At 73.4% G+C, this 25,690-nt stretch carries 19 protein-coding genes and 1 pseudogene; 10 read left to right on the plus strand and 10 right to left on the minus strand.

Translation table 11 applies throughout. The features are described from left to right. Positions 1-455 precede the first annotated feature (455 nt). Together ACWDRR_RS20100 and ACWDRR_RS20105 are read left to right on the plus strand one after the other, a co-directional pair. Complete coding sequence (locus tag ACWDRR_RS20100; protein ID WP_449773546.1) at positions 456-1,574, plus strand: DUF2637 domain-containing protein; 1,119 nt, start codon at positions 456-458, stop codon at positions 1,572-1,574. Positions 1,575-1,827: 253 nt separating this feature from the next. Beyond that, the gene (locus tag ACWDRR_RS20105; protein ID WP_449773547.1) at positions 1,828-3,792 is read left to right on the plus strand and encodes a SpoIIE family protein phosphatase; all 1,965 of its coding nucleotides are present in this window, start codon (positions 1,828-1,830) and stop codon (positions 3,790-3,792) included. Positions 3,793-3,879: 87 nt separating this feature from the next. On the opposite strand, the gene ACWDRR_RS20110 is transcribed toward ACWDRR_RS20105, so the two are convergent. From ACWDRR_RS20110 to ACWDRR_RS20120, 3 genes are all read right to left on the minus strand, one after another. Next, the gene (locus ACWDRR_RS20110) at positions 3,880-5,850 is read right to left on the minus strand and encodes a helix-turn-helix domain-containing protein (protein WP_449773548.1); all 1,971 of its coding nucleotides are present in this window, start codon (positions 5,848-5,850) and stop codon (positions 3,880-3,882) included. Positions 5,851-5,948: 98 nt separating this feature from the next. Beyond that, positions 5,949-7,352, minus strand: coding sequence for an MFS transporter (locus ACWDRR_RS20115; protein WP_449773549.1), 1,404 nt, complete (start codon positions 7,350-7,352; stop codon positions 5,949-5,951). 140 nt (positions 7,353-7,492) lie between these two features. Beyond that, a complete protein-coding gene (locus ACWDRR_RS20120; protein ID WP_449773550.1) occupies positions 7,493-8,287 on the minus strand; it encodes a 3-hydroxybutyrate dehydrogenase in 795 nt (264 codons plus the stop codon). A 306-nt stretch (positions 8,288-8,593) separates the two neighbouring features. Between ACWDRR_RS20120 and ACWDRR_RS20125 the strand changes: the two genes are divergently transcribed. Further along, entirely contained in the window at positions 8,594-9,526 is a 933-nt protein-coding gene (locus ACWDRR_RS20125) for an ABC transporter substrate-binding protein (RefSeq protein ID WP_449773551.1), read from the plus strand. 1,659 nt (positions 9,527-11,185) lie between these two features. Here ACWDRR_RS20125 and ACWDRR_RS20130 read toward each other — a convergent pair. Beyond that, the gene (locus ACWDRR_RS20130; RefSeq protein WP_449773552.1) at positions 11,186-11,545 is read right to left on the minus strand and encodes an STAS domain-containing protein; all 360 of its coding nucleotides are present in this window, start codon (positions 11,543-11,545) and stop codon (positions 11,186-11,188) included. 484 nt (positions 11,546-12,029) lie between these two features. Between ACWDRR_RS20130 and ACWDRR_RS20135 the strand changes: the two genes are divergently transcribed. Further along, positions 12,030-12,980, plus strand: a complete 951-nt coding sequence (locus ACWDRR_RS20135) for an RNA polymerase sigma factor (protein ID WP_449773553.1) — start codon at positions 12,030-12,032, stop codon at positions 12,978-12,980. Positions 12,981-13,040: 60 nt separating this feature from the next. On the opposite strand, the gene ACWDRR_RS20140 is transcribed toward ACWDRR_RS20135, so the two are convergent. Next, positions 13,041-13,412 (minus strand): hypothetical protein, encoded by a 372-nt coding sequence (locus tag ACWDRR_RS20140; RefSeq protein WP_449773554.1) that lies wholly within the window; start codon positions 13,410-13,412, stop codon positions 13,041-13,043. A 498-nt stretch (positions 13,413-13,910) separates the two neighbouring features. Between ACWDRR_RS20140 and ACWDRR_RS20145 the strand changes: the two genes are divergently transcribed. Next, positions 13,911-15,494: a peptidoglycan-binding domain-containing protein gene (locus ACWDRR_RS20145; protein WP_449773555.1), complete on the plus strand. Its 1,584-nt coding sequence runs from the start codon at positions 13,911-13,913 to the stop codon at positions 15,492-15,494. A 92-nt stretch (positions 15,495-15,586) separates the two neighbouring features. Here ACWDRR_RS20145 and ACWDRR_RS20150 read toward each other — a convergent pair whose 3' ends face one another. Next, the gene (locus tag ACWDRR_RS20150) at positions 15,587-16,720 is read right to left on the minus strand and encodes an ROK family protein (protein WP_449773556.1); all 1,134 of its coding nucleotides are present in this window, start codon (positions 16,718-16,720) and stop codon (positions 15,587-15,589) included. A gap of 67 nt (positions 16,721-16,787) precedes the next feature. Here ACWDRR_RS20150 and ACWDRR_RS20155 point away from each other — a divergent pair, with 67 nt between their 5' ends. Beyond that, a complete protein-coding gene (locus ACWDRR_RS20155; RefSeq protein WP_449773557.1) occupies positions 16,788-17,906 on the plus strand; it encodes a Gfo/Idh/MocA family oxidoreductase in 1,119 nt (372 codons plus the stop codon). Next, on the plus strand, positions 17,903-18,397 hold the full coding sequence (locus ACWDRR_RS20160) for a heme-degrading domain-containing protein (protein WP_449773558.1): 495 nt from the start codon (positions 17,903-17,905) through the stop codon (positions 18,395-18,397). The genes ACWDRR_RS20155 and ACWDRR_RS20160 overlap by 4 nt, the downstream gene beginning before the upstream one ends. Before the next feature lie 112 nt (positions 18,398-18,509). On the opposite strand, the gene ACWDRR_RS20165 is transcribed toward ACWDRR_RS20160, so the two are convergent. The 4 genes from ACWDRR_RS20165 to ACWDRR_RS20180 all read right to left on the minus strand — a co-directional run bounded on the left by ACWDRR_RS20165 (position 18,510) and on the right by ACWDRR_RS20180 (position 21,942). After that, positions 18,510-19,871: a glycoside hydrolase family 27 protein gene (locus ACWDRR_RS20165; RefSeq protein WP_449773559.1), complete on the minus strand. Its 1,362-nt coding sequence runs from the start codon at positions 19,869-19,871 to the stop codon at positions 18,510-18,512. Between the two features lie 448 nt (positions 19,872-20,319). Further along, positions 20,320-21,171, minus strand: coding sequence for an SAM-dependent methyltransferase (locus ACWDRR_RS20170; protein WP_449773560.1), 852 nt, complete (start codon positions 21,169-21,171; stop codon positions 20,320-20,322). 83 nt (positions 21,172-21,254) lie between these two features. Continuing rightward, a complete protein-coding gene (locus ACWDRR_RS20175; protein ID WP_449773561.1) occupies positions 21,255-21,446 on the minus strand; it encodes a hypothetical protein in 192 nt (63 codons plus the stop codon). 112 nt (positions 21,447-21,558) lie between these two features. Next, positions 21,559-21,942, minus strand: a complete 384-nt coding sequence (locus ACWDRR_RS20180; protein WP_449773562.1) for a hypothetical protein — start codon at positions 21,940-21,942, stop codon at positions 21,559-21,561. Between the two features lie 1,027 nt (positions 21,943-22,969). Between ACWDRR_RS20180 and tatC the strand changes: the two genes are divergently transcribed. The 3 genes and pseudogenes from tatC to ACWDRR_RS20195 form a co-directional block, all read left to right on the plus strand. Then, positions 22,970-23,857, plus strand: a complete 888-nt coding sequence (gene tatC / locus ACWDRR_RS20185; RefSeq protein WP_449773566.1) for a twin-arginine translocase subunit TatC — start codon at positions 22,970-22,972, stop codon at positions 23,855-23,857. A 273-nt stretch (positions 23,858-24,130) separates the two neighbouring features. Then, positions 24,131-25,444 (plus strand): ABC transporter substrate-binding protein, encoded by a 1,314-nt coding sequence (locus ACWDRR_RS20190; protein WP_449773563.1) that lies wholly within the window; start codon positions 24,131-24,133, stop codon positions 25,442-25,444. Between the two features lie 19 nt (positions 25,445-25,463). Then, positions 25,464-25,690: pseudogene (locus ACWDRR_RS20195) on the plus strand (hypothetical protein); the annotation flags it as partial.

The following is a 25,690-nucleotide window of genomic DNA, read 5'->3' on the forward strand; positions in this document are numbered from 1 at the left end:
CAGATTTTGTGCTTTTGCCTGAATCACGGAGCGGCGCCGCGGCGGGGGCCGGCTCCGGGTGACCGCGTGTCCCGGAGCCGGCGGGAGGCGCGCCCGGTCGTTCACCGTGCCCGCGGGGCGGCAGGAGCCGTCCGCACGGTGCCGACCCGCCGGAGATTCCCGCCTCCTGCCCGCGCGCCGGGTGGACCCCGTCGCGGACGCGCAAGGTCACGGTTCGGTCTAGCCGCGGGCCGCGGCTGCGGTTTCCGTGCTCTCTGCCTGTACGCCGACGCCGACGCCGACGCCGACGCCGACGCCGGACCGGTACCCGGACAGGCACCCGGGACGTGACCGCCCGGCCCCACCCGCTCCATCGTTCGCCTCGGAACCGTCGACGCCGGCCACGGGCCCGGCCGTGCTCCGGGCGATCAGACCGCCCCTGTCCCTTCAGGCAACGCAGCGAGGCCCGATCCGCCATGAACCTGACCTCTGTACAGCTCTCCTGGACCGCCGCCGTCGGCGCGCTCACGGTGTCCGTGCTCGCCCTGGTGGTGTTCCTGCGCCGCCGGAACCACCGGACCGACCGCTCCGGTGAGGCCAACGACTCCTGGGAGCGCACCGAGGAGCGCCGCCGGCGCAAGGAGATGGTCTACGGGATCTCCTCCTACGTGCTGCTGTTCTGCTGCGCGGGCGTGGCGGCCGCGCTGTCGTTCCACGGCCTGGTGGGCTTCGGCGTGCAGAACCTGGGCCTGTCGGGCGGCTGGGAGTACCTGGTGCCGTTCGGTCTGGACGGCGCGGCGATGTTCTGCTCGGTGCTGGCGGTGCGCGAGGCCAGCCACGGCGACGCGGCGCTCGGCTCCCGCCTGCTGGTCTGGGTGTTCGCGGTCGCCTCGGCCTGGTTCAACTGGGTGCACGCGCCGCGCGGGGGGAACCACGACGGCGCCCCGCAGTTCTTCGCCGGCATGTCCGTCTCGGCCGCGATCCTCTTCGACCGCGCGCTGAAGCAGACCCGGCGGGCCGCGCTGCGCGACCAGGGCCTGGTGCCGCGCCCGCTGCCGCAGATCCGCATCGTGCGCTGGCTGCGCGCGCCCCGCGAGACCTACGCGGCCTGGTCGCTGATGCTGCTGGAGAACGTCCGCAGCCTGGACGAGGCGGTCGACGAGGTCCGGGAGGAGCGCCGGGCCAGGCAGGAGGCCAGACAGCAGACCCGCAGCGCCGACCGCCGCGAGCGGGCCGAACTGAAGGCCATCACCCGCCGGAGCGGACCGTTCTCCCGCGACCACGGCATCCGGGCCGTCGCCCCGGCCACCGTTGCCGCCACCTCCGAGGAGCAACCGAGCGGTCCCGAGCCCGCCCCGCCCGCCGCGGCCGAGCCCCCGCACCCGCGCGTCCTGCCGCGGGCTGCCGCCGTCGGTCCCGCCCTGGAACCGGCCCGGCCGACGGCCGACACCGCGATCCGTCGTGGCACCCCTCCCGAGGACGACCCCGAGGAGACCGCCACCGTCGACCTGACCGTCGACGACGACACCCTGTCGCTGCGGGGCCTGGACGCGATGGAGCGCAAGCTCCGCGCCATCGAGCAGCGGCTCGCCTGAGCAATACAATGGGGGCGGGTGCGCCGTCGGCGCCGGCCTTGCCACTCGCAGACGCCCTCGGCGGCCTCGGCGCCCCGTCTCCGTCGGAGTGCGATGCTGTCGCTCTTCCGGGCCGCCGGACTTCCGAGGCACGGCAGGTGACCGAATGGATCCGGTGCAGACTCATCGTGGCGCTGCGGAGGCGGCTGGAACGGTCCCGGAATCCCGAGATCCGGGCCTGCCCCACGACTCGGTGGTGCGCGCACTGGGATCCATGGGTGACGCGTTCCTGGCCTGTGACGGGCGGGGGAAGGTCACCTACCTCAATGCCGAGGCGGAGAGCCTTCTGGGCCCCGCAGCACGACTGCTCGGAAGCATCCTGTGGCAAGCGGTGCCGGAGGCCGTCGCGCCGGGTCTGCGGGATCGCTTCGAGCGGACGATGGCGGGCACCACACCGATCGAGGACGAAGGGCGCCTGGAGACGACCGGACGTTGGTACCGGTTCCGGCTCCTGCCCGTCGCCGGGGGTCTCGTGCTCCTCCTCACCGATCTCAGTGATCGCACCAACCACCGGAAATACCGCAGGATCGACACCGCCGGGCACTCCGCTCGCGTCGCCCAGCTGACCACCGCCCTCGCGAGCGCCATCACCTCCGACGACGTGGTCGGGACCGTCGTCGAACACGTGCTGCCACCCTTCGATGCCACCGGTCTGATCATCCAGGCCGTGGAGCGGGGCGGTCTGCGGTCGGTCGGCTGTGCCGGTTACCCACCGGTGTTCACCGAGCTGATCCGCACGGCCGACGCGACGGCAATAGCCGAGGGCACGCCCGCCAAGGACGTCCTCTCCGCCCCTCACACGCTGATGTTCTTCCCGTCCCCGGAGGAGCTGATCAGCAGCTACCCGGCGACGGCCGACTTCGTGGCCATCGGAGGGAAGAACTCCTGGGCCTTCCTGCCGCTGGTCGTCTCGGGGCGCGTCATCGGCTTCTGCTGCATCAGCTGGAGCAGGCGGCGCAACCTCAGTGAGAACGAACGCGCGTTGCTGGAGGCGCTGAGCGCACTGATCGCCCAGGCCCTCGAACGGGCCCGCCTCTACGAGGCCGAGTACACCCGTGCCCAGGAGCTGCAACGCGGCATGCTGCCCCTCGCCCTTCCCACCGTGCCGGCCGTCACCGCCACCGCCCGTTTCGTGGCCACCAGCGGGGACATCGGCGGCGACTGGTACGACGTGATTCCGCTGACCTCGGGGCGCGTCGCTCTGGCGATCGGCGACGTGATGGGGCACGGACTGTCCGAGGCGGTCACCATGGGCAGACTCCGCACCGCGGTGCACACCCTCGCGGCCCTCGACCTGCCGCCCGACGAGCTCGTCCTGCACCTGGACAACATCGTCAGCGGCCTGGGCGACGACTTCTGCGCGACGTTCCTCTACGCGGTCTACGACCCCGTCTCGGGTGGTTGCACCTTCGTGAGCGCCGGCCACCCCCCGCCCGCCATCGTGTATCCGGACGGCACGGTGAGCTTCCCCGCGCTCGCCCTCAACCCGCCGCTGGGCGCCGCCACACCTCCGTTCGACACCACCGAACTCGTGCTGCCCGAGGACAGCCTCGTCGTGATGTACACGGACGGTCTGATCGAGTCCCGCACCCGCGACATCGGCCGTGGCATCGCCCGCCTCGCGGACCTTCTGGACAGGACCACCGGCACGGCCGGCCGGCTGCCACCCGACGCCGACCACGACGCGGTCGCCAACCACCTGGATCTGATGGGCGACGCCCTCGTCTCCGACCTGGTGCCGGCCCAGCAGACCTGCGACGACGCCGCCCTGCTCATCGCCCGGCTCCACCGCCTCCCGAGCCAGGACGTCGCCTCCTGGCTGCTACCGGACACCGCCATGGCGGCCGGCGAGGCGAGGCAGTACACCCGCGACCAGCTCGCCGTGTGGGACCTGGACGAGCTGGCCATGACCACCGAGCTCGTCGTCAGCGAACTCGTGGGCAACGTCGTCCGGCATGCCAAGGGCCCTGTGCGGCTTCGGTTGCTGCGGAGCGACGTGCTCATCTGCGAGGTGTCGGACGGCAGCCTGACCACACCGCACATCCGTCGCGCCGCGACCACCGATGAGGGCGGGCGCGGTCTCCAACTGATCGAGGCACTCGCCCACCGATGGGGTACCCGGCATGAGAGCACCGGGAAGTGCATCTGGACGGAACAGCTCCTCCCGTCGCAGGGGTAGCGGCCGAGGCCGGGCTCCTGCGGTGGTCGCGGAGGCCACCTCCGGGTGGTGCCCCAGCCCTCGTGGGCTTGCCCGCGAGGGCCGGGGTCAGGGCGGGGGGCCGTCGTCCGTGGGCGCTGGGTTGCGGGCGGACAGCTGATGGAGCCTGAGGGCGACCTGGAGTTCCAGTGTGCGCTCGGGGCTGTTCCAGCCGGGGCCGAGCAGGGCCTGGATCCGGTCGAGGCGTTGGACCACGGTGTTGACGTGGAGGTGGAGTTCGTTCTTGGTCCGGGTGAGATTGGTGCCGCAGCCGAAGTACACGTTCAGGGTGTGGATGAGGTCGCTGCCACGGCGGGCGTCGTAGTCCAGCAGCGGCCCGAGGGTCTGGGCGACGAAGGCGTCCAGGTCGTGGCCGTCGCCGAGCACGACCCCCAGGAAGCCGAGGTCGGTGGCGCAGGCGCCGTCGCCGGTACGGCCCAGGACCAGCAGGGCCCGTAGGCAGCGCGCCGCCTCGGCGTGGGCGGCCGCGAGTGCTCGCGGGCCGGTGGCGGGCCGGGAGGCCGCGACGGTGACGGGGGCGCCGGAGAGCTGGGTGAGCCGGGTCGCGGTCCGGCGGGCGGCGTCACCGGGCGGGGTGCCGTCGTCGGGCAGCAGCAGCACCGTGGCTCCGGCGTGCTGGGCGCTGACGCCGTCGCCGCCGAAGAGGTACCGGCCGGCGCAGGCGGCCAGTCTCTCGCTGGTGGTTCCGGTCGGTTCTGCGATGAGGACGAGGTGGGGCCGGCCGAGGTCGACGGCAAGGCGGCGGGCTCGTGCGGTGAGGCCCGCGGGGTCCCGGTCGGGGTTGGTGAGGAGGTCGCTGATCAGCTCGCCGCGGATCCTGTTCTCGGTCTCGGCGACCGATCGGCGCAGCAGCAGGAGCAGGCCGGCGACGACACCGGCGCGTTCGAGAAGGCGCCGGTCGGCGGCGTCGAGGTGGGCCGGGGTGTGCAGGACGAGGCTGCCCAGGAGCTCGGAGCCGGCGAGGACGGCGCAGATCCACCTGCCGTTGCGCAGCACGGCCCGGCCTGCGCTCCGGGATTCCTCGACGGCCTGCTGGAGGTCGGCGGGCGTCGGAGGGTGCCCTGCGGGGCCGGCGGTGTCGCGCGGTGCGGTGAGGTCCAGGCCGTCGCCGTCGTGGATCGTGACCTCGCCGTCGAGGAGCGTGGCGACGGCGGCGGCCACGTCGGGAGGGTCGCCGCCGCGCAGGACGATGTCGGTCAGCCGGTCGTGCGCCTCCTCGGCCCGCTGCACGGAGGCGGCGTGCGCCTGGACGGCGGCGTTGGCCTCGGCGAGTTCGGTCAGGGCCGTCCGGGTGTCGGCGACGGCCCTGGCGGTGTCGATGGCGATGGCGGCGTGGTCGGCGAGCGAGCACAGGAGGGCCACCTCGTCGGTGGAGAACGCCCGCGGACTGCGGTCTGCGGCGAACAGGACACCGATCACCTGGCCACCCGAACCGGACACGGACCCGAGCAGGAGCGGCACACCGAGGATGGCGACCAGGCCCTCGTCGCGGACCCCGCTGTCGATGGGCTCGGTGTGGCGGAACCGCGCGTCGGTGAGGTAGTCGGGGCTGGCGTACGGGCGGGCGCTCTGGGCCACGAGGCCGCCGAGACCCACACCGAGGTGCAGGCGGAGCCCTTGGAAGAGGGGTGAGACGGACCCGTCCGTGACGCGCATGTAGGTGTCGCCCGCCTCCTCGTCGGGGAGCGTGAGGTAGGCGGTGTCGGTGCCCAGGAGCAGACGGGCCCGGTGCACGATGGACTGCAGGACGGCGTCGAGGTCCCGCAGGGCGGCGAGGTCGCTCGCGGTGTCGAACAGGGCGGTGAGCTCCCGCTCCCGACGACGGTGCTGACGCAGCCTGCCGCGGATGCGCAGAGCGACGGCCGTCGCCTCTTCCAGTTCCGCCAGGGTGGCGGCGTCGGCCCCGGCCGTGCGGGCCGACGCGGCGAGGGCGCCGAACTCCTCGGCCGGGGCGTCGCCGGCGAGGAGTTCGAGCAGCCGCGCGAAGCGAGGGAGTGCGGACTGTGCGTGTGGGTGCATGGCGGGTCCGTTGCGCCGAAGAAGGGGAACAGCGGAGGGGACCGGTGACCGGCCCCCTCCGCATCCAGGTTCGCAGACGGGAGTGGAGAGCGCGTGCGTCAGGCCGGAGCACCCGCGGCCACGTCCCGGGCCGCGGGGGCCGAGGCGCCGTCCGCGCCGTCGTCGAGTTCGGCCAGGTCGCGCCCCCTGGTCTCGCGGGCGACGAGCACGGCAATCACCGTGATCAGTGCGGCAGCGGTGACGTAGAGCGAGATGGGGACCGAGTTGCCGTAGTTCTGGAGCAGCGCGATGGCGATGAGCGGGGCCGGCGCTCCGGCGGCCACCGAGGCGAACTGGGCGCCGATGGAGGCGCCGGAGTACCGCATCCGGGTCGCGAACATCTCGGAGAAGAACGCCGCCTGCGGGGCGTACATGGCGCTGTGGAAGACCAGACCGACGGTGACCGCGAGCAGGATCGCCGGGAACGACCTGGTGTCCAGCAGACCGAAGAAGGCCCAGGCCCAGACGCCCACGCCCACGGCGCCCACGAGGTAGACCGGCTTGCGGCCCACCCGGTCGGAGAGCGCTCCGAACAGCGGGATCAGGGCGAACTGCACCGCGGAGGCGATGAGGACGGCGTTCAGCGCGACCTGCTTCTCGATCTTGAGATGCCCGACGCTGTAGGCCAGGACGAAGGTGGTGATCACGTAGTAGGAGATGTTCTCGGCCATCCGGGCCCCCATGGCGACCAGGATGTCGCGCCAGTGGTGGCGGAGCACCGCGACCAGCGGCGGCTGCTCGGCCTTCTGCTGCGCCTTGCGCTGTTCGGCCTTGGCCAGGGCGTCCTTGAAGAGGGGGGACTCGTCGACGGCGAGGCGGATCCACAGGCCGACCACGACCAGGACCGCGGAGAGGAGGAAGGGGATGCGCCAGCCCCACGCGAGGAACGCCTGATCGCTCTGCAGGGTGGTCATGAGCGCCAGGACGCCGACCGCCAGGATGTTGCCGGCGGGTGCGCCGGCCTGGGGCCAGGACGCCCAGAAGCCGCGGCGCCCGGCATCGCCGTGCTCGGAGACCAGCAGCACCGCGCCGCCCCACTCGCCGCCGAGCGCGAAGCCCTGGACGAGGCGCAGCACGGTCAGCGCTATCGGTGCCGCGACACCGATGCTGTTGTAACCGGGCACGCAGCCGATGAGGGCCGTGGCGCCGCCCATCATGAGCAGGCTGACCACCAGAAGCTTCTTGCGGCCGATCCGGTCGCCGAAGTGCCCGAAGACCAGGGCGCCGACCGGGCGTGCGGCGAAGCCGATGGCGTAGGTGAGGAAGGCCAGCAGCGTGCCGGTCAGGGGGTCGGACTTCGGGAAGAAGACGTGGCCGAAGACCAGGGCGGCGGCGGAGCCGTAGAGGAAGTAGTCGTACCACTCGATGGTGGTGCCGATGAGGCTCGCCGCGACCACGCGGCGCAGCGCGCCGGGTCTGTGCGGGAGGCTCGGGCCGTTCACGGCGGTGTGGGGGCTGGCCATGGTGTCACCGTTCCGGGGGGTGGGTGGGAGTGCCGGTTCAACGGGGGGTCTCGGTTCGTGGGGCGGGGGCTGGGCGTCGAGGACGGGGTGAGTCGCCCTCATGGGGCGTGCGCGACGCGGTCGGAGCGACGGGCGCGCGGTCAGTGGGCCGTCCAGCCGCCGTCCACGGGGATGGCGGCGCCGGTGATGTAGCTGCTGTGCGGGGTGCACAGCCACAGGGCGGTCCGGGCGACTTCCTCGGGCTCGATCAGTCGCTTGATCGCGGAGCGGGCCAGCATGATCTGCTCGACCACGTCGGCCGGCGCGATGCCGTGGGCGACGGCCTGGTCGGAGATCTGGCTCTCGACCAGAGGGGTGCGCACGTAGCCGGGGTTGACGCAGTTGCTGGTGACCCCACGACCGGCGCCTTCGAGGGCGACGACCTTGCTGAGCCCTTCCAGGGCGTGCTTGGCGGTCACGTACGCGGCTTTGTACGCACTGGCACGCAGGCCGTGGACCGAGGAGATGTTGACCACCCGGCCCCACCCCTGGCGGTACATGTGCGGCAGGGTACGGCGCAGGATGCGGAACGGGGCCTCGACCATGACGCGCTGCATCAGGGTGAACCGCTCGGCGGGGAACTCCTGGATCGGCGCGACGTATTGCAGTCCGGCGTTGTTGACGACGACGTCGGCGTCGTCCGGGAGGCTGTCCACGGCCTCGGGATCGGACAGGTCGACCGCGTACGCGGTGCCGCCGATCTCCTGCGCCACCTCCTCGGCCGCCTCCGCCGCCAGATCGACCACGTACACCCGGGCGCCGGCGTCGGCGAACGCCACCGCACAGGCCCGCCCGATCCCGCTCGCGGCACCCGTCACCAGGACTCTTCGCCCGACCAGGAACCGGCCGTCCGTGGGGGCGCGGGCATCGCCACCTGGCCTCTTGCTGCTGTTCATGGCCGAGAGCCTAGGAACCGGACGCGAAATCGCGAACGTGGCAGGTCTCCACACTCGGTTCCCCCGCAGTGGCGAAATGGCCCACTTGGCAGGGCGACGGCCTCGATCGCGAGCAGCGGCACGACGGCCGCCTGCGGCACGGGCCGCGGGAGGGAATCCCAGGACGCGGGTCAACCCGATAGCGGATCGTGACACATCTGCAGCCCCTGCTGCCGGAGCCGGGTGGGAGGATCCCGTTCCCGGTCACGGCCGTTCCCCCTTCGTGGATGCCGGTCGCACCGCCTCGCCCCATCGAGGAGCGCCACCATGCGCAATCTCTCCTGCCCACCCTTGTTCCGCCGGGCCCTGCCGGCCGCCGCGCTCACCACCGCCTCGGCCCTGCTGCTCACCGCCTGCGCCGCCTCGAACAACTCCCCGACGAGCTCCGCCGACAAGGCCCGGGCGGCCGTCCCCAAGGCGCAGCGGGCCGCCGGGGTGCTCCGGATCGGCTCCGACCTGAACTACCCGCCGATGGAGTTCCGCGGCGCGGACGGCAGGCCGGACGGCCTCGACCCGGACCTGGCCGACGCGCTGGGGAAGGTCCTCGGTCTGCGGATCGAGATCGTCGACACGCCGTTCGACAAGCTGATACCGGACCTCAACGCCGGGCGGTTCGACGTGGCGATGTCGGCGATCAGCGACACGCCCAAGCGTCGCAACGCGCTCGGCGACGACGGCATACCGACCGGTGCGCCGGGCGTGGACTTCGTGGACTACTTCATCGCCGGTACCTCGATCATCGTGCGGAAGGGCAACCCGAAGGGGATCCGGACGCTGGACGACATCTGCGGCCAGACCGTCGCGGTGCAGCGCGCCACCACCCAGGACGAGATCGTCGGCCGCCAGGTCGCCGCCTGCGCCCGGCAGGGCAAATCACTGCAGGTCCGGCGCTTCGACGACGACGCCCAGGCCCTCGCCGAGGTGGCGGCCGGCAGAGCGGTGGCCGATTTCAACGACCTCCCGGTGGCGGCGTACGCGGCCAGGACCACCGACAACGGCAACCGCTTCGAGGTGACGGGCACGCAGTCGCAGTCCAGCCCCTACGGAATCGCGGTGAACAAGAGCGACACGGCGCTGCGTGACGCGCTGGTGAAGGGGCTGGACCAGCTGATGCGCGGCGGCGAGTACGACCTCATCCTCGCGAAGTGGGACGTCAGCGCGGGCGCGGCCCAGGCGGCCGCGATCAACGGGGGGCTGTGACCCGGCGGCGCATGGACGCCGCCGGGATCGCAGGTGCGCGCCCGGGCCACGTCCGGTACGGCCCGGGTCCGGCGGTGGCGCAGGAGCGCGGGAGCCGGGCACCGGCGGGAGGTGCCGCTCCGGGCGGCGCTCGGGTGCCCGCAGGACTCGCGGGTCGCGGCCGTCCCGCTCAGCGCCCGGCAACGCTTCGGTAACTGTTCGGCGCCGTGGCGGGACGACGACGGGCCACGGCCCTCCTCCATGCCACGAGAACAGCCGCGCACCCCCGCCCACCGGAGTGGAGAACCATGAGTGAGCCCTCGGCGCCCTGGAGTTCGTTCATGCGCCGCGGCGGTCTGTCACCGCAGCGCGGACAGGGGACCGGCCCCGGCCGGAGTGACGGCGACGGGCCCGACCCTCGGTGCGCGGCAGCACCGGAGCCCGGGGCCGGCCACGGAGCCGGGGAGGCGGGGGGCCACGAGACGCCCGCGCCGCACTCCCCCACCGAGCGCCGTCCCGTCCTGCCCGATGCACTCGGCCGCCCCCGGGCACGTGAGCGCCGACCCTTCACGGCCGGATCGGTCGCAGCACGGACGGCTGACGACACCGCGGACAGACCCGCCGGCGATGCTCTGCTGTCCCTGCCCGAGACGTGTCGGCGGGAGATCCTGCGGGCCGTGGTGCAGGCCGCCCGGCAGCGGCCGGTCCCGTCCCCGGAGGCGGTGGCGGACGCCGCCGAACGCGACGGGTCCGACGACGCCTGGCGCGCCCGCGCCGAGGGCACCGCTCGCCGAACCTGCGGCTACGCCGCCGCCCTGTACGACTCCGCCCCGGCAGGCCGGAGGGCCTTCACGGACGACCGGCTTCCGCCGTTCTGCACCTCGTGCTCCTCCGAGGCACCGACGATCGAGCTCCCGCCCTACCGGGCGGACCCGGAACCCCCCGCCGTACTGCAGCGCGTGCCGTCGGGCGGTCGCGCCGCGGCGGAGTCCGTTCCCGACTCCTCGGACCCCGCCGGCCCGCGCCGGCGCCACCTCCGCGCCAGGTGGTGGGCGCTGGCGGTCTCGGCGACCGCAGTCGTCGGCGGGACCGCGGCCCTGCAGCACGACGGCCCGGCGGGCGGGGTGCCGCGCCCGGCAACCGCCTCCGCCCCCGACGCCCCGCCGGCGTCCGACGCCGAACCGCCCACGGCTGCCACGGACGGCACCACGGGGACGAACGGGAGTCCCGCCGGCGCACCGTCGCCGGCAGCGGACCGGCAGGTCCCCACGACGCCGGGGCCGCCGACCGCCCCGCAGTTCCCGGGGTCCCCGGATTCCCCGGAGTCCTCCGCGGTCACCGGGCTGCCCCCCTCCCCCTACCGGTCACCGCCCGATCCCACGCCGCCCGTACCGGTCCGGCCTTCGCCCTCGCCTAACCCCGCCGAGACGCAACAGCCGTCACCGGAACCACCGAGCGGCCCACCGGGAAGCCCCGGAACGAGCACGTCGAGCGAACCTCCCTCGGTGATCCCGCCCTCGGCCTCGGCGAGCCCCGCCGCCCGGAGATCACCGCCCACGCGTCCCGAGGTGAGGGTGCCGGTGTGGCGGTGGACCGGCCGGCTTCGCGGGTGACACACCGGGGCGCCCGGTCCGCGCGCCCCGACGGTCGCCCGTCGGCAGACGCTCCGACCACGCGTCGTCAACGACAGGGGCGCAGGTGCGGGTGCGCGAACGACGCGACGCCCAGTCCGGGAAGACCCACCTCCCGGTACAGGGACAGGATCCGCCGGACCCGGCGATGGACGCCGGACAGCCGGAAGGTCACACCACGTGCGGCGGCGATCCGGCCCGAGCGCTCCAACGCCATGAGTCCGTGTGAACCACAGAACGTCACGGCGGCGAGATCGACGGTCACACGTCGCACGCCGTTGCCCAGGCAGGCCGCGACGGCACGGTCCACCAGCGGCGCCGATTCGAGGTCCAACTCACCGGCAAGTCTCAGCAGGACGGTTTCGGTCGATGCCACCACTCGGACGTACAGCGGCTCTGAGGTGTTCATCGGCTGGGCCCTCCGACCGGGCTGGGGCAGCTCGCCGCCCCCGGACAGGGACGAGCGGTCACATGAGACCAAGGCCACGTGATGCCAGAATGCCCCAATACACCCCTTTGGGGTAGCCCTGGCGGGAGATACCTCATCCGTGACAGAGCGTGCCCATCCCCACGCGGAGCAGCCGTGCCGGCCGGATGCCCCCCGATCGGCTGTCGCGCCCGAACCGGCCGCCCGACGCCGCGGGCCCGGCCGAAGGAATACAGGGGCCGCCTCCCGACGCGGACCCGGGGCACCCACCGCGGATCACGGTCGTGCAACGGGGCGGGATGCCGAGGGCCTCCGGCGCCTCCTCCTGTCATCGATCCCACCGGGCCGTCCGCGACGTGCACACCGTCGGTGCACGGCGCGGCCACGGCGCGGAGCGTCCGACAGCCCGGTCCGGTCGTCACGTCCCCGACCAGCCGGATCACGAACCCGACCAAGGACCGAACCCGTGCACCTGGGCTCCTTCCCGGCCGACGACGGGCGCGAGCGCGCCGTCGAAGCCCCCGACGGCACGACCGAAGCACCGACATCGGACACCGCCGGAACCGACAGGACCACCGAGACCACCGAGACCGACGACGCCCTCACCGTCCGGCTGCGCGCCGGGGACGTCGAGGCCCTGACAGCGCTGTACGAGCGCCACTTCCGGGCCGCCGTCGCCTACGCCGGTGCGCTGGGCGGCACCGCGCACCGGGCCGAGGACCTGGCGGGCGAGGCCTTCGCCCGGACCATCGCCGCAGTACGCGCGGGCGCCGGCCCCGAGCAGAGCTGGCGCCCCTACCTGCGGGCCGTCGTCCGCAACACGGCGAACGCGTGGGCCGCGGCCGAGCGACGCGCCCCGCCCAGCGTCGATCCCGCTCTCTGGGCGGACGACGCCGACCGCGCGCGCTCCCCCGAACAGCTACTCGTGGACTCCACCGAGCGCGCACTGGTCGTCGCCGCGTTCCGTAGCCTGCCGGAGCGCTGGCGTTCGGTGCTCTGGTACTCGGTGGTCGAGCGGCGGCCCGTCGGCGAGGTGGCCGCACTGCTCGGCCTGACGGCCAGCGGGGTCCACTCCCTTGCCGTCCGGGCACGTGAAGGGCTGCGCGAGGCCTACCTCGCGGCCCATCTGCCCCGGCCCCGGTCCTCCGACTGCCGGTCCTGCGCGGACCGGCTCGCCGCGCTGGTCCGACGGCCCCCGCGCAGGATCCCCAAGGCGCTGGCCGGGCACCTCGACGCCTGCGCACCGTGCCGGCGACGCCTGGGCGAGATCCGCGAGGTCAACCGCCGGCTCCACCTCGCCGGAGCGGCTCTGCTCGGCCCGGCACCCGGCACCGGACCCTCCCGACCGCACCGCGGGGCGGTCCGGCTCCCGCTGCCGGGCCTGCCACGGCAGCCGTCGGAGGCGCGGCCGCCCTGACCGCGGTGACGACCCGTCGGCCACCGCCCGTGCGGACGACGGCCGACCGGTCCCTGCGGGTCAGCCGCCGATCTCCAGGCCCAGGTCGTCGAGGAGGAAGGTGGTCTTGAGGGCGCTGTCCTCGGTGCCCTTGAACGTCAAGGTGACGGTCTGCCCGGCGTAGGCCGAGAGGTCGACGGTCCGCCTGGTGTAGCCGGCGGACCGGTCGAGGTCCGACTGCACGGCCACCTCGGTGCCGTTGACCGTGACGGTGAACCTGTCGTACGTGACGGAGTCGGTGGTTTCCTCCGAGTCGACGTGCAGCCAGTACCCGAGGCTCGCCCTGCAGCCCGCCGGGCCGGTGACCGTCTGGGCGAGGGAGTCCGTACGGGAGAATCCGCACCCGTTGAGCCAGGCCTTCCACGAGCCGCGGTGGCGGCCGGGACCGGCCACCTGGCCCGACGCCGACCGCCGCGTCCGCCGTCATCGACCGGATCCGCGCGCCCTCGCCCCTTCGCCCCTTCGCCCCTTCGCCCCTTCGCCCCTTCGCCCCTTCGCCCCTTCGCCCCCGGTAACGATTCGGCGAACCGGCAGGCTCGGTCCGGCGGCCGTCCCTTCTTCAGATCGGAAACCGTTCCGGTCGGACGAAGCGTGCACGACCCCTCCCGACCGCTCCGGGACGGACGTGTCGTCGAAGGGTTGCAGATCGGTGCGAGGCGGAGAACCGCCCCTCAGGAAGCGCTCGCGCACCGCGCGCGCATCGGCCGGCGAGTGCTCAGCAGCAGGGACCGGCGCCGGGCATCCGGGCCCGGTGACCACCGGCGCTTCGCTCGCGCCCGCGTCCCGACGCCGCTGTCCCGGCTTCCCTGACCACAGGACGGTCCGTCGCGAAAACCGACGGACCCGACGCACAGCGCCGGTCTTCGGCGATCACTGTCACAGAGGACCCCGATGCCGCACGCCGTAGCCTCCCTCCGCGACTCCCAGCTCTGCGAGCTGCTCCCGACGGAATCCGCCCGACAGGCCGCGGCCGAGGAGTTGATGCGCCGACACGGCCGGGCGGCGCTGGCCTACGCGCGCGTGCTGTGCCGCACCGAGGACGACGCGACCGTGCTCGCGATCGCGGCGGCGAACCGCACGCTCGACGTGTTCGAGCACGGCGTGCAGCCGGGCGCGGCGTGGATCGGGGCGCTGCTCGACCAAGCCCGGCACCTCGCCGCCACGTGGGCCGCGACCGGGCGGTCCGATGCCCTGTCACCGTTCTTCACGCACTGGCTGGAAGCACAGCGGCGCGAGGGAGAGAGCCACACCTCCGCTGTCGCCACGGCCGCGCGGAACAGCCTCCTCCTGCGAACGCTCCGGACGCTTCCCGAAGCCACGGCGGCGAAGGTGTGGCACGCCCTGACCGCGCCCCTGAAGCACGCCTCGGCCCGGGAGGCCGACGGGCCGGCACCGGAGGAGCCGGTGCGCCGGGAGTTCGCCGACGCCTACCTCCGCCACTACGCGGCCGGCACGCCCGAGCGGCACTGCCGGCACCTGGCCGCCCGGCTCGGCGACGAAGCGGCCGGCGACGCACCCTTCTCGGCCGAGCTGACCACCCATCTGTCGAGGTGCGACCGCTGCTCCCGGGCGGTGGCCGAATTGCGGGCCGTACACGACTGGGAGGCCGACACCCTGCGGGCCGGCATGCTGCTCCGGTACCCCCGTACGAACCGCCACCGATCAGCCGCGGAGCCCGACCGGTCCGCGACCGGTGGTGAACACGCACCCGACCTGCCCGCACCAGCCCCGGCGCGGCCACCCGCGCGCGAACACCTCGGGGGTCGGGGGAACCGATCGACGGTGACCGCCGGACGCGCACGGCACCGCAGGACGAAGCCGCTCAACACGCCCGCCCGAAGGCGCCGGCGGGCGGTGGCCACCGTGGTCAGGGTGGGGGCCGTGGCCCTCCTGCTCGGCCTGACGATGTCGAAGGCACCGGCCGGCCGCATCGTGGGCGCCCTTCCCCTCCCCGTACCCACCGACGACGCGGTGCCTCCGTCCGCACCACCGGGCGGGGGGACGGCGAGCCGGGCACCACGACCGGCGCCCACCGCCGAGCCGGTCCCGTCCAGGGCCCCGAGCGGTAGGCCGACGGCGGCTGCCACGACGGCACCACCACCCGCCTCCCCCACCGCCCCGGAGCCGAGCACCGCCCCAGAACCGAGCACCGCCCTGGATCCGAGCACCGCCCCGGCGCCGTCACCGACCACCACACCGTCGCCGTCGGCTCCGCCCGCTCCGCCCATCGCCCGGGTGCTGCGGCGGGGCGACTCCGGAACGGACGTGGCCAGGCTGCAGCAGCTCCTGGTGCGGGCGGGTTGCCTCCGGAGCGGATCGCCGTTCACCGAGGGCCACTTCGACAACGCCACGGCGAGCTCCCTGCTGAGCTTCCAGCACCGGGCCGGCCTCCACGGCGCAGAGGCCGGCAGTCACGTGTACGGACCGGTCACCAGGACGATCCTCGAACGCACGGCCGCCGGGTCGACATGCTGACCGGACTCGGGCCCGCCACACGCGCGGGGAGGCGACCCCGCGCAGCCGGGCCGGACGGCGACCCGGCGGGCGAGGCGGTGCGGAGCACGGGCTCAGGTCCTGCGGCCGAAGAGGGGGCCGAGGATCAGTTCGGCGGCGCCCGCCGCGACGGCCAGTCGCCCGGCGGTGCTGACGGAGACCGGGACGGGCTGCCAGTCGGTGTCCGGGATCCGGGCGGCGATCTGTGCGGTGACACCGGCGAGGTAGGTGTCGGGAGCGGCCAGCACGACCCGGCCGCCGAGGACCACCCGGTCGATGTCGAGCAGCCGGACGAGGTTGGCGACGCCCACCCCCACCAGTGCGGCGGCGGCGGCGTGATCACCGCGCCGCAGTTCGGCGAGGCAGAGCACCTCCAGGCAGCCGTGGTTGCCGCAGTCGCAGCGCGGGCCGTCGATCTGCACGGTCTGGTGCCCGAACTCGCCGGCGTTGGTGCGGGTGCCGCGGTGGAGGGCGCCGTCGAGGAGCAGGCCGGCGCCGAGGCCGGCGGCGAGGTGGACGTAGGCGAGGCCGCTGCCGGGCCGCGGCGCGGTCGGGGCCTCGGCCAGGGCGGCGGTGTTGGTGTCCTTGTCCACGACGACAGGCAGGCCGGCCAGCCGGGCGGCGAGTTCGTCGCGCAGCGGGTAGCGGTCCCAGCCGGAGCCGTGGGCGCCGGGGGGCGTGAACCAGTGGAGGACGCCGGCGGTGTGGTCGAGCGGTCCGCGGCAGCCGACCCCGACCCCGAGCAGCCGGGCCCCATCGGGGAGCGCCGCGGCGGCGCGGTCGACCTGGTCGGCGACGAGGCGGACGGCGGCCGCGGGGGTGATGCCGGGCTCCACCGGCCGGGTGTGGACGTGGTGGTGGTGGCCCGCGAGGTCGACCAGGAGGACGGTCAGCTCGTCGCGGTCCAGATGGACGCCGACGGCGCAGGCGGCCTCGGCGCGCAGCCGGAGCAGGGTGCGGGGCTTGCCGCCGGTGGAGGCCGCCTGGCCGGCCTCGACGATCATGCCTTCGGCGAGCAGCCGGCCGGTGATCTTGCCGATGGCCTGCGGGGTGAGGCCGGTCCCGGTGGCGAGTTCGACGCGACTGCTGCCCTGCGGGGCGGCCCGGAGCAGGCCGAGGACGAGGGCGGCGTTGTGGTCGCGCAGTCCGGTCAGGTTGGTGCCGGCCGGCCGGCTGCTGCCGGACGAGCCGGGGTGCGACGTCGTCATGGGGTCATTCTTCCTGGCACGGGCCACCGGGCTTGCACTTAGGAAACACTGTTGCTTAAGTGGGAGTATGACCTCCGCGAGCACACCTCACACCGACCTCCCCGTCCGCGTCGCCGTGGTCGGCTACGGCCTGGCCGGCGCGGCCTTCCACACCCCGCTCATCGCCACCACCCCGGGCCTGCGCCTGGACGCCGTGGTCACGGCCGATCCCGGACGGCGCGAGCAGCTCCGCGAGGAGCACCCGCGGGCCCGCGCCGTCGACACCGCCGAGCAGCTGCTCGGCGATCCCGAGGCACTCGACCTGGTGGTCATCGCCTCCCCCAACCGCAGCCACGTGCCGCTCGCCCGCGCCGCACTGGAGGCCGGACTCTCCGTCGTGGTGGACAAGCCGGTGGCCGGCACCGCCGCCGAGGCGATCGCGCTGGTCGAGCTGGCCGAGGCCCGCGGCCTGATGCTGACGGTCTTCCAGAACCGCCGCTGGGACGCCGACTTCCTCACCGTCCGGCGCCTGATCGCCGACGGCGCACTCGGCCGGGTGCACCGGTTCGAGTCCCGCTTCGAGCGCTGGCGCCCGGAGCTCACGGGGCGCTGGCAGGAGTCCGCCGACCCGGTCGACGTCGGCGGCATCCTCCCCGACCTGGGCAGCCACCTGATCGACCAGGCCCTCACCCTGTTCGGCCCGGCCGTCCAGGTGTACGCCGAGGTGGACACCCGTCGCGACGGCGCCGTGGTCGACGACGACGTCTTCCTCGCGCTCACCCACGCCGGCGGCGTCCGCTCGCACCTGTGGATGAGCTCCCTCGCCGGCCGGCCCGGACCGCGCATGCGCGTGCTGGGCGACCGCTCCGCGTACACCGTGTACGGCATGGACCCGCAGGAGGAGGCGCTGCGCGCCGGTCGGCGCCCGGGGCCCGGCTGGGGCGAGGTCCCCGAGGCGGACCGCGGCCTGCTCGGCACCGGGGACGGCGCCGCCGCGCATCCCTCGCTCCCCGGTGACTACCCCGCCTTCTACGCCGGGGTGGCCCGTGCCCTGAACGAGGGTGCGCCCGCGCCGGTCGACCCGCGCGACGCCGTCGCCGCGCTGGTCGTCATGGAGGCCGCCCGCCGCTCGGCCGCCGAGGGCCGCACCATCACCCTGAGCGCCGACGGCGGCACCGGCACCCCGGCCGAGGGGACTTCCCGATGACCCGCGACGCGGCCCTCGACGCCCTGATCCACCGGATCGAGGACGAGGAGCGCCGCCTGCGCCTGCCACGTTTCGACAACGACGACGCCTGGCTGCTCGGCACCCTGCTGGTCGGCCTGGCACGCGCCGAGGAGGCGCCCGTGGTGGTGGACATCCGGCGCAACGGCCAGCAGCTCTTCCACTACGCGCTGCCGGGCAGCTCGGCCGACAACGACGCCTGGATCCTGCGCAAGGCCCGCACCGTGGACCGCTACGGCCACTCCTCGTACCTGGTCGGCCTGCGCTTCGCCGCCAAGGGCGGGAGCTTCGAACGGGACTCCCGGCTCGACCCGGACACCTACGCCGCACACGGCGGCGCCTTCCCGATCGTCGTGGAGGGCGTGGGAGCCGTGGGCACGGTCGCCGTCTCCGGCCTCGCCCAGGCGGAGGACCACCGCCTGGTCGTCACCGCCCTCGAACGGCACCTGGACCGCCTCGCCGCCTCCGCCTGAACGGATCACGAGCGGCACGCGCCACCGGCGCCGGGCACGCCTGCGGGCTCCGGCCCACCGCGCGGGCGGTGGGCCGGAGCCCGCAGTCTGTCGAGCGGCCGCTCGGGCAGGGTCAGTTGGTCGGAGTGACCGTGATCATGACGGTGCCGTGCGCGGGGACGGTGAAGGTGAAGTAGGACCCGGTGTAGACGGTGACCTTCTTGGTCCACAGGTCCTTGACGGTGTAGTTGTTGGCGCCGCGCAGGCCGATCTCCGTCGTGTTGGTGGACATGGCCCGGGGCTGGTCGCCCTCGTTGGTGAGGGTGACCGCACGGCTGCCGTTGGCCAGCGGCTTGGTCAGGATCGTCGCGAACCGCTGGTCCAGGCGGTCGCGCGTCTTGCCGGGGGCCAGCGGGGGCAGCAGGTCCGTCTTGGAGACGACGGTGCCCTGCTTGCCCAGGGGATCCTGGTCGACGGCGATGACGTCCTTGTTGAGCAGGACGTTGAAGGTGTTCTTCCCCCGCTCGACGCCCGCGTTCAGCTCGTTGAGCCGCCCCGGCAGATCGGTGCTGAGGATCAGCGGAGACGCCATCTCGGCCCAGAGGCTGAACTGGCTGCGCTCCTCCTCGGGCGTCAGCCCGGGCCTGCTGGAGTCGCCGGTGGGGTAGTTGCCGGTCAGCAGCATGTCCGGGTCGTTCCAGTGGCCGGGCTGCGCGTAGGCGGAGTAGGCGCTGTTCTCGTGGAAGTTGGCGACCATCGACCCGTACTTGAGGCCGACGTCACCGGTGGTGCGCCACAGGTTGCCGATGGCGGGCGCCCACGTCTCGACGTTGCGGCCGGGGTCGCAGATCGAGTACACGATCTGGCGGCCGTAGCGCTGGCCGGCCGCCTTCAGCGCGTCGGCCATGACCTGGTAGCGCGCCGTGTTGCCGGGGTCGTTCGTGGCGGGCGGGAGGCTGTTGCAGGCGTCGTACTTGAGGTAGTCGACTCCCCACGAGTACCAGGTGTCGGCGTCGGCCGCCTCGTGGCCCTGGCCACCCGGGAAGCCCTTCTGGCCCGGGCCGACGCCCGCGCAGGTCGCCGTGCCGGCACTGGAGTAGACCCCGAACTTCAGGCCCTTGGAGTGGGCGTAGGCGGCGAGCGACGCGATGCCGTTGGGGAACCGGACCGTGTCGGGCTGCAGTCTGCCGTCGGCGCCGCGCTGGGTGGCGGCGTAGCAGTCGTCCAGGTTGACGTACTGGTACCCGGCGGCCTTCAGGCCGCTCGTGACCATGGCGTCGATGGTGGCCTTGACCGTCTTCTCGTTCAGGGTGCTGGAGCACCGCAGGTAGGTCCAGGGGTTCCAGCCCATCGGCGGGGTGGCGGCGAGGGGGGCTCCGGCGGCGCCGGCGGTCGACGCCGTGAACTGGGCGGCGACGCCGCCGGTCGTCAGCAGCACGAGCGCGGCGGCGGTCGCCAGCGGTCTGCGCCCCCGGAGGGACGTTCGATTCGACATGGGGACTCCTTGCAGGGGGGTGGGGGCCCGGCGTGGGGAGCCGGGCATGAAGGGGCCACGCACACATGAACGGGCAGCCCGGCATGACGGCGCCGGGCGTGAAGAGCCGGGCGCGGGGACTGGAAGCCGGGCGCAGGGGTGGAGAGCCAGTGGAACAGAAGGAAACTAAATCCAACACGTTCCGACGTGCAGTGACATAGAAGCCCCGGTTGTCGAGGAGCGCAAGAGAGGCGACGCGCATGTTTCCTGACCCATCGTCGGAACCGGCCCGCCGACCCGTCCGGTCGCCCCGGGGACGAAGATCGCGGAGCGGCACCGGGGCCGACGGCGGCGGCCTCGGGCCCCACCCGGCGAGCTGCGCCTCCCCCCGCGCCGCCGCACGAGCCTTCTCGCCGGAGTCCTCCCGCGACCACCGCGTGGCAGCCGCCACGCCCTCGGCGCTACCCGGTCACCACGTCGCGCCACCGCCGACCGCGGCCATCGCGTACACGCCCGCCGCTGCCTCGCGCGCCACAGGTCCGGCCGCGAGCTCCTGCCGCTTCCAGCCGGTCAGGAGGGCATCGACGGCGCCCCGGGTACGGGGATGCCACGGCAGGCCGGCCTCCACCCAGCAGGCGGCTACGCGCGCGGTGCGAGCCGGTGCGTCGGTGTCGGCCGCCCGGTGGCTGAGCACGAGCACGCTGCCGGCGGGAAGTTCCCGGTGCAACGTCGAGAGCAGGGAACTGGCCTGCGGGTCGGTCAGCTCGTGCAGAACGTCACCGAGGACGGCTGCCACCGGGCGATGCCATTCCAATCCCGCATGCTCCCGCAGCGTCGCGATGAGCCCGGGCGCGGTGAGGTCGGCGTGCACGTGCCGGGCCCGGGCGGGCGCCGGCACGTCGAGCAACGCCCGGGCGTGGGCCAGCACGACCGGGTCGCGGTCCAGGTACACGACCCGGGCACCCGGGCGGGCGGTCAGGACCGAGGTGTGGATCGGGGCGAGCGCGGTCCCGGGCGCTCCGGTCGTCAGCCCGCACCCCAGGTCCAGGAACTGTTCCAGGCCGCGTTCCGCCAGGAGTCCGACGGCGCGGTGGAGGAACTCCCTGCCGCGCCGGACCACGTCCACGCAGCCCGCGTCCTCGGCCCGCAGGAGCTCCAGCAGCGTCCGGTCCGCGGCGAGGTGGTCCTTGCCCGCGAGCATCAGGCTGGCCAGACGGGCGGACGAGGGCCGGTTCGGCCGCAGGTCCTCCCGAGGATCCGACGGCGACCGCGGCGCGCCGGCCGCGCGGTCGTGCGCGGTGGACCCCTGGACCGCCGCCATGCCCGTGGTCACCTGCGGAGCCGCGGGCCGACCCGGGCGCCTCCCGGGGCGGGCGCTCTGCGAGCGGGTGCCCCGCCGCCGACTCATGCCCGCACCCTCGACCCGGCACCCGCCGGGGCGTTCTGCCGTTCCCCGCCCAGGACGCGGGAGTGCGCCGGTGCTGCCCGGCCGTGCCGGCGCGTCAGTTCTTCGTTCTCGTCCCGCCGGGTGACGTCCCGGGCGAGGCGGTCACAGAGCACCGGGTCGGTCGTGGTGGCCGTGACGGAGGTAGCCATGAGTGTCCTTGGAGGGTTGGCGGTCGGCGAAGCGGACACCGTGCCGTTGGGGCTCGGTTCCTGCGCGCTCCCGAACCGTGCCCGGTGCCGGGAGCGACGCGACGCCCCGGCTCTACGGCGGTCCGACCCGGCCGAAGTGGGAACGGGCGGCAGGCACGTACATCAGGGCCTGCCCGAGGAGCGGGGGGATCAGGACGGCGGCGAGTGGCACGGCGGCCGACACGGGACCCCCGTCCAGTGCGACGACGGCCGTCAGGAGGGCTCCGGTGGCCGAGCCGATGGCGGTGAGGAGGGTCAGGACCGATCTGGCCCGACGTCGTCCGGCGCGTGCCGCTCGGGCGAGGGCGACGAGGGCGGCCAGCACGGCCACCGCGGGGAGCAGGAGCAGGAAGTCCCCCACTTCCAACCCGATGCGGACCCGCTCCGTGAAGGCCGCCGCCAGAGCGGCTCCTCCCGTGAGCGCGATCAGCAGCCACAGCCGGAACGACCAGCGCACGGCACGAGGAACAGGCGGTTCCCGGCGGAAGCGACGCGGACGGAAGGGGGTCACGGGCAGTCCTCCGGGGGCCCTTGTGCCGTGCCCCGCCCGGTGGCACAACGGCTGCCGGCGGCCGCACCCGACCCCGGCGGGCCGGCACTGCAGCGCCCGGAGACGCCTGTCGTCACGCCGACCCTTCGCGGGCGGTGAAGGAGCATTGCGTTCTCCTGAAGGACTCACATCGGCTGTTCGGATCGAGAGAGTGGGAAACCGGTATCCACTCCCGCCCCGTGACCGGATCGTTATGACCTTCGCGCGTCCGTCACCGCCGGCGGGACAGCAGGCGATCCACGCCGGGCCGGTCGGGACGGATGGTGCGGTTGCCGACCGTGAGCCCGGGGTGAAAGGCGTCCACGGGACGACCGTTGACTGGCGCGCCGGACAGCACGCACACTTTGCGCACCAGCGGCGCACCTCAGGACCGCCGGCGCCGGTTCGGGCCCCAGGCCGCCGACCAGCGTCCGCGTGATGCCCGCCCCGCCGTCCGTCATCGCTGCGGTCGGCTGCGACACCCCCTCGGCCGGACGGCATCCGCCGACCGGACACCCCCACCACGGGCCTCGCGCCTGAGGCCCCCGTTCCCCGGAGGTATGACGCGTTCTTCGTCGGCGCCGGCCGGACCGCAGTGTCCCGCGCCACGAGCACTTGTCCCGTCCACAACGCTGTGCCGACACCGGTGAATCCGTCGGGCACAGCCGAACTCGGCCACAACGGCACGTTCGACAGAGGTCCCTGCGCCGGCGCCGGCACCCCCATTCCTCGGGCAGAGCGCCGTCGCAGGGTACGAACCGCGGTCGCGGCCCCGAAGCGGCGACGCCTCTCGTACTCCGCCACCCGGCCCGACGCGTTCGCCCGGGCCGGCCGCGGCAGGCGCGTGACCACCTGAGACCCATCGACCGGCGGGCCTCGACGCACGAGTTGAGGAGCGGGGTTGAGCAAGCTCTCCAGAGCGACCAAGAAGGCGTCCAAGGACCCCGAGGGACGGATGGCCCTCGCCGACCACCTGCGGGAACTGCGCAACCGCGTGGTCAAGTCGGCCCTGGCGATCGTGGTGTTCACCATCCTCGCGCTGGTCTTCCACAAGAGGATCGAGGACGTCCTGCTGCAGCCGCTCCGCTGCACCCCGGAGATCATCGCCGCGGGCGAGGAGACGTGCGCGCAGGTCTCGACCATCGGTCTGACCGCGGGCTTCACCTGGATGCTCAAGGTCGCCCTGACCGCCGGCGTGGTGGCGACCGTCCCCGTCTGGCTGTACCAGATCTGGGCCTTCGTCGCGCCCGGTCTGCACAAGAACGAACGCAAGTACACCCGGATCTTCGTCGCCTGCGGCGCCCCGCTGTTCCTCGCGGGTGTGGGCCTCGCGATGCTGCTGCTGCCGACAACGGTCCGGATGCTCATGTCGTTCACGCCCGACAACACCACGCCGATCCTGCCGCCCGACGACTACTTCGACATCGCCACCCGACTGGTCCTGGTCTTCGGCCTGGCCTTCGAGTTCCCGCTGCTGCTGGTGATGCTCAACCTGGTCGGCATGGTCAGCGGCAAGCGGCTGCTCGGCTGGTGGCGCGGCATGGTGCTGGGCATCACCGTCTTCGCCGCCTTCGCCACGCCGAGCGTCGATCCGCTGAGCATGCTGGCGCTGGCCGCGCCGATCTGGGCGCTGTACTTCCTGGCCTGCGGCATCGCGATGATCAACGACAGGCGCAGGGCCCGCCGGAGCCCCGACTACGGGCTGGACGCCGACGAGGCGTCGGACGTCGACCTCTCGGTGCAGCCGGTGGCGGAGGCGGAGGCCATCGAGGCGTCCGCCCGGCCGGCCGCGAGCGCCCAACTGCCGGCCCCGCGTCGGGAACAGCTGGACGACATCACCTGAGCACGTGGCGGACGTTCGGCGCCCGGCCGGCCACGGCCGGGGCATGCCCACGGCACAGAGATCCGGTTGCGCGAAGAACACGAAACGGCAACACCCCTGGCGGTCATTTCGTATATCGCATAAGTTTCGCGCAAGGCTCCGACGTGCTGCGCCGACGTTACGCCGCACCCGTTCCGGGGCCGGATTCCCGCCGAACCACCCTCGGCGTCTCCCTCCCCCCGCACGTACCGGGACGGCCGACCCAGCCGCAGCCCGTCGCACAAGGAGACCCCCATGGCACCACTCCGCCGTAGAGCCGCCGTCGCCGTCTCACTGGCGTCCGCCTTCGCACTCGCCGCCTCCGCCTGCGCCTCCGGCAGCGGGTCCTCCGGGTCGGCCGGCCCGACCACCGTCAAGTTCTGGTCGATGCCCTACTGGATCGGGCAGGACGGCAAGGTCAAGGAACTGGTGGACGAGTTCAACGCCTCCCAGGACAAGGTGAAGGTCGAACTCACCCTGCTGGAGTGGAAGGACGGCCGCGACAAGATCAAGCAGGCCGTCGCGGCCGGCAAGGGACCGGACGTCTGGCTGATGAACAACGGCCTGGACCTCGACTACCTGAAGTCGGGCGCCCTCACCCCGCTCGACAAGCTCGGCTACACCGCCGCCGACACCGGAAGGTTCCTGCCGCTCGCCAAGGTCAACGAGTACGAGGGCAAGATGTACGGCGTCCCGCTCTCCTTCGACGTCGGCGTGCTGCTCTACCGCACCGACATCCTCCAGCAGTACGGCTTCACCGCCCCGCCGAAGACCTGGGACGAGCTGAAGTCCACCGCCGCCGCCATCACCACCAAGTCCGCGGAGGCCGGGAAGAAGGTCAGCGGCTGGCAGTTCAAGGGCATGGACGACCACCTCAACGCCATCAACTCCGTCTGGGAGAGCTTCCTCTGCCAGGCCGGCGGCGCCCTCACCACCGCCGACTTCAAGACCTCGACCCAGAACACCGAGGCCGGGCGCACCGCGATGGACTACATGAGGTCCTTCTACACCGAGAAGATCTCCCCCACCGGGACCAGCGCCCTCAACGGCTTCATCAGCGGTGACGTGGCGATGTTCCCGTTCAACCAGTCCGTCATCGCGAACATCAAGCTCGGGGGTGCCAAGACCGAGGGCAAGTGGGCGGTCGCCCCGATGCCCGTCGGCCCGAAGAGCGGCTGCTCGATGGTCGGCGGCCAAAGCCTGGTCGCCGGCTCCGCGGGCAAGAACCCGGGCGGCGCGGGGGCGTTCATGCGCTGGCTGGCCTCGCCCGAGCGCAGTGCCCGGTACATGGAGTACCACGGGATCTTCCCGTACGACCTCGGCAAGGTCGACCCGGCCGTGAAGGCCACCGTGGACGGCAAGGTCAAGGCCGATCCCAACTGGAACGCCATCTTCGAGCAGCTCGGCCGCAACACCCCCGACCTGCTGCTCCAGGACCGGCACGCCTTCCAGGCCCGCTGGGACGCCCAGAAGGCCAACATCGTGGCCGGCGTCAACGGCCAGGCTCCCGTCGACAAGGCACTGAAGACCATCGACGACCTGGTCGGCCAGGCCCTCGCCAAGGAATGACGGACGACGGACAGCTCGTATGACCTCCTCCACCGAACACCCCTCTGAAGCCGCGGCCGCGGTGTGTGCCCCGCCGAACGGCACCGCACACACCGGCCGCCCCACCCCCGCACTCGTCGTCAGACCCCGGCGGCGGCGCTCCGGTGCCACGCTGGCCGGCTGGCTGTCGGTGGCACCCGCCCTGCTGGTGATCCTGGGCTTCACCTTCTACCCGATGGTCCAGTCGATGCTCCTGAGCACCGACCA

The organism is Kitasatospora sp. NPDC003701 (genome assembly GCF_053587085.1).